4 protein-coding genes are annotated in these 5184 nt (G+C 36.7%); all 4 read left to right on the top strand.

Translation table 11 applies throughout. From position 1 onward, the window contains the following. Positions 1-89 precede the first annotated feature (89 nt). The 4 genes from BU038_RS11765 (at position 90) to BU038_RS11750 (ending at position 4986) form a co-directional block, all read left to right on the top strand. On the top strand, positions 90-1070 hold the full coding sequence (locus BU038_RS11765) for a LacI family DNA-binding transcriptional regulator (protein ID WP_107606177.1): 981 nt from the start codon (positions 90-92) through the stop codon (positions 1068-1070). A 69-nt stretch (positions 1071-1139) separates the two neighbouring features. Then, entirely contained in the window at positions 1140-2612 is a 1473-nt protein-coding gene (locus BU038_RS11760; protein WP_107606176.1) for a glycoside hydrolase family 32 protein, read from the top strand. A 2-nt stretch (positions 2613-2614) separates the two neighbouring features. Further along, positions 2615-3574, top strand: a complete 960-nt coding sequence (locus BU038_RS11755; protein ID WP_107606175.1) for a carbohydrate kinase family protein — start codon at positions 2615-2617, stop codon at positions 3572-3574. Next, positions 3574-4986, top strand: a complete 1413-nt coding sequence (locus BU038_RS11750) for a sucrose-specific PTS transporter subunit IIBC (protein ID WP_107606174.1) — start codon at positions 3574-3576, stop codon at positions 4984-4986. Before BU038_RS11755 ends, BU038_RS11750 begins: the two co-directional genes overlap by 1 nt. Positions 4987-5184 lie beyond the last annotated feature (198 nt).

Raw genomic sequence — 5184 nt, 5'->3', positions numbered from 1 at the left:
GATTATAATAAGCACAAGTAGAAAATTTGGATAAGTATTTTATAATACATATTAAATGACTAGAATTTATAAAAGGGAGGAGGGTGTACGTGAATATTTCAGATATCGCAGCGATGGCTAAAGTGTCAAAAAGCACTGTGTCTCGATACTTAAATGGCGGATCAGTCAGTCAAAAAACCAAAGACAAAATAGATAAAATCGTACAAGAAACAGGCTATTCACCTAATCAGTTTGCGCAATCGTTAAAAGCAAAACGTACATTCATGATTGGTGCGATTATTCCTAGGCTTGATTCCTATGCGGCCAACCAGATTCTTGAAGGTGCAGATACGTACTTGCGTGAAATTAAATACCAAACACTGATTGTTAATACGAGTCAAAGTATTGAACAAGAAATAGAAGCGTTATATACCCTTAATAAAAATAAAGTAGATGGTATTTTACTAATCGCCACACAAATTACCAAGCAACATATTGAAGCGATACATGATATCAAAGCACCAGTGATATTAGTAGGGCAATCAGATGAACAGGTACCGTCAGTCATCCAAAATGACTTTGAAGCAGGCCGGACGATAGGTGAGTTGTTCGGTCAACAAAACTTCGAACGCATCGCATATTTAGGTGTCGATGAATATGATAAAGCTGTCGGCATTGAACGAAAAAATGGTGTGCTAACAGGTCTAAAACATTATAATCAAACACCTGATGTTTATTACACAACCTTTGATTTACAACAAGCTGTTACCGCTGCAAATCAATTAGTTTCTAAATATGATGCGTTAATATGCGGGACCGATAATATTGCGTTAGGAACGTTAAAAGCAGCTCATCAACAACACATTCAAGTACCGAATGAACTGTCTATAGCTGGATTTGGCGGCTATGATACGACTTCAATCGTTACGCCATCACTTGCGACAATCAGCTTTCCTTATAAACAAACAGGTGAAACTGCTGCACAAAATTTAATCCGCATTATAAATGGTGAAGCGATTGAACAAATAGAAGTAATGAATTTCGAGTTTATTAAAAATAACAGTATTGACTTCTCTTTAAGCAATGAGTAAAATGTTTATGAAAGCGTTTTATTCACATAATATTTTGGAACCGGTTCCAAAAAAGAAGGGAGTGGTTATATGGAATGGACACGCGAAGAACGATATCGCGGTTTATCTTCAATTTCAAATGAAGCTTTTGAAAGTATGACACACAAAGTAAATCAATCGCCATGGCGGCAACATTTTCATATTCAGCCTGTTTCAGGACTATTGAATGATCCGAATGGATTTATTTACTTTAAAGGACAATATCATTTGTTTTATCAATGGTATCCGTTAGGACCTGTCCATGGTTTGAAATATTGGTACCACGTTGTTTCTGATGATTTAGTTCATTTTGAGAATAAAGGACCAGTCGTCTATCCTGATACTACATACGATTCGCATGGTGCATACAGTGGATCTAGTATACAAATTGGAGAGCAGCTGTATCTATTTTATACTGGTAATCACAGGACAAAAGATTGGGAACGTGTACCTTATCAAATGGCGGCAACATTAAATGACGACTTTCAAGTGGAGGATAAGCAACCGCTGATTGAAGGTTCGCCACAGGGTTATACTGACCATTTCAGAGATCCGAAAGTATGGAAAGAAAATGAAGATTATTATTTTGTGATTGGTGCACAAACGACAGAACAATCAGGACGAGCATTAATCTATCAAGGTGATACATCGTTTAAGTTTCATTTACTCGGAGAAATCGAAACAGGTTTATCTGATTTCGGATATATGTGGGAATGCCCAGACTTATTTAAGTTAGGAAATAAAGATGTTTTGATATTTTGTCCGCAAGGTTTAGAACCAGATGGGATGAATTGTCGTAATATCTATCAATCTGGTTATATCGTCGGAGATTTCGATTTAGAGACATTAGAAATGAAACATCATGGGTTTGTAGAGTTAGACCATGGCTTTGATTTCTATGCGCCGCAAACTACAATATCTAAAGAAGGCGAACGTGTTTTAATCGGATGGATGGGTTTGCCAGACATAACTTATCCAACAGATGTTTATAACTGGGCACATTGTCTGACTTTACCGAGGGTATTGAAAGTAAAAGAGGATACATTAATCCAAACGGTACATCCAGATGTAGAAAAATTGAGAGGTCGCAGTAAAAAAGCAACGCTTGAAGTTTCTCATGACCATACTGCTTTAGATTTAATTCAACCAGATTGTTCAGAAGTTAACATTTCAATCTTAGAAAATGAAGCGGATGTCTTAAGTATGATTTTTACTAATCAAGTCGATGAAATTGTCAAAATGACCTATGATAACAATACAGGAATTTTTGAATTAGATCGTAGTCAAAGTGGTGAATTACCAAGCAATCAAGATAATCAAAAAAGAAGTATACAGTTAAATGAGGATTTACAAACATTAAAGATTTTTATAGATACTTCAAGTATAGAAGTCTTCATTAATGAAGGTACACATGTGATGACGTCTAGACTGTTTCCTAAAGCGGCTTATCAGTCTTGTCAATTTTCAACACAGTCAGGAACAGTTAAATTAGAAACGAAACAATATGAAATGAAAAGAGGGTAATCATGAATAAATTATATGCAGTTGGAGAAGCATTAATAGATTTTATCCCTAGTGAACGTGATGCGAAATTAAAAGAAGTCACTCAATTTTCACCGCAAGTCGGTGGTGCACCTACGAATGTGGCAAGTTGTGTCGCAAAATTAGGTGGCAATGCGGCTGTGATTACACAAGTTGGTGACGATGCTTTTGGTGAGAAAATAGAAGATAAACTCAATGATGTCGGTGTTGATACACAGTATTTGAAACACACGACACAAGCGAATACAGCACTCGCATTTGTCAGTTTAACTGCAGCAGGTGAACGAGACTTTGCGTTTTATCGTAAACCTTCAGCAGATATGTTGTTGGAAGCTGATCAGTTAACAGAATTATCATTTGATGAGACGGATATTCTGCATTTTTGTTCAGTTGATTTAGTAGATTGTCCCATGAAAGCAACACACCGTGTTTTAATTGATCAAATGTTAGAAGCAAAAGGTACGGTTGTATTTGATCCGAACTTACGTTTTCCGCTGTGGGATGATTTAGATGCATTACATCATACTGTATTAGAATTTATACCCAAAGCTCATATTGTCAAAATTTCAGATGAGGAATTGGAATTTATTACACGTATCAAAGATAAACAAGCAGCAATAGATTCGCTTTTTAAAGGAAATGTAGAAGCTGTTATTTATACAGAAGGCAAAGCAGGTGCTGCGCTTTATACAAAAGAAGGTTTAATTGCACAAGAGCCAGGTTTTAGTGTGGAAGTTTTAGATACGACTGGTGCAGGTGATGCCTTTATCGGTGCGATCAACTATCAATTGTTAACACATGGTAAGCAGAAGCTTTTTGAAGAAAGTCAACAATTTTTAAAATTTGCGAATGCGGTCGGCGCACTTACGACAACTGCCTATGGTGCGATAGACAGTCTGCCGACACAAACACAAACGACAACTTTTATGAGAGGTGAAAAGTAATGAGTGATAAGAAAATAGCAGAAGCGGTTATTCAAGCAGTGGGTGGAGAAGAAAATATTCAATCTCTTGCTCATTGTGCGACACGTTTAAGAATCATGGTCAAAGATAAAGAAAAGGTAAACCAAGCAGAAGTTGAAGAGATTGAAAAAGTGAAGGGTGCCTTCTATAACTCGGGGCAATTTCAAATTATTTTTGGAACCGGTACCGTTAATAAGATTTATAATGAAATTACAAAATTAGGTGTAGAGGGCGGTTCGAAATCTGAGGTTAAAGAAGCGGGTGCAAAACAAGGCAATGCATTCCAACGTGCGATCCGTGTGTTCGGTGATGTTTTCGTACCTATTATTCCAGTCTTAGTTGCGACGGGTCTGTTTATGGGATTACGTGGTGTAGTAATGAACGACCAAATTTTAAGTTGGATGGGCATGACAGCTAAAGATATCCCACAAAACTTTATTTTGTTCACTCAAGTGCTGACAGATACTGCCTTTGCATTTCTGCCTGCTTTAGTTGCTTGGAGTGCCTTTAAAGTCTTTGGTGGAAGTCCAGTGTTAGGTATCGTATTAGGTTTAATGCTTGTAAATCCTGCATTACCTAATGCATATGAAGTAGGTGATGGTTCAGCAGAAGCTATCAAATTCTTTGGATTTATACCGATTGTCGGTTATCAAGGTTCAGTATTACCTGCGTTCTTTGTCGGTTTGATTGGTGCTAAATTTGAAAAAGCATTGAGAAAACGTATTCCTGATGCGATTGATTTAATTGTGACACCATTCTTAGTCTTACTTGTGATGATTACTTTAGGGTTGTTTGTGATTGGTCCAGTATTCCATTCAATTGAAACTATCATATTGTCAGGAACAGAATGGGTACTTGCTTTACCGTTTGGTATCGCAGGACTATTAATTGGGTTCTTCCAACAAATTATCGTGGTAACTGGTGTACATCACATCTTTAACTTCATGGAAATTCAGTTATTAGAAAAATTCCATTACAATGAATTCAACCCGATTATTTCAGCAGCGATGACAGCACAAGCTGCAGCAGCTGTTGCGGTGGGACTTAAAACGAAAAAAGCAAAATTAAAAGCGTTGGCATTACCTTCAGCATTTTCAGCGCTACTTGGTATTACAGAACCTGCGATTTTCGGGGTGAACTTACGTTACTTTAAACCATTTGTTTGTGGTTTGATCGGTGGTGCAGTAGGTGGATTCTTCGCAGCACTATTCCACTTAAAAGCATCTGGTATGGCTATTACAGTCTTGCCAGGTATCTTATTATTCCTAAAAGATATCGGCCAATTGCCATTGTATTTATTAGTATTAGTGATTTCATTTGCGACAGCCTTTGTATTGACTTGGTTCTTTGGATATAGTGATAAATTAGCTGAGGAAATCAGGGAAGCAAAATAATAGATGAACTGTTAATCACAGACTGTGGTTAACAGTTTTTTAATGGAAAATGTTCGTAATTTTTGTGAAGCATATGGAAAAAGAAAAGTTTAAAAGTTATAATCATTTCGAGTGTTTGAAGAATATCAAAGGAGTGCGACGATGCGAAAATTAGTTATTATTACACATCCGGATATGGAAAACTCGGTAGTTAATCGT

The organism is Staphylococcus simulans (genome assembly GCF_003043455.1).
In the GTDB taxonomy this organism is placed as follows: Bacteria; Bacillota; Bacilli; order Staphylococcales; family Staphylococcaceae; genus Staphylococcus; species Staphylococcus simulans_A.
Note: the sequence above shows the minus strand (reverse complement) of the source record. Positions and strands in the feature narration are given on the sequence as shown.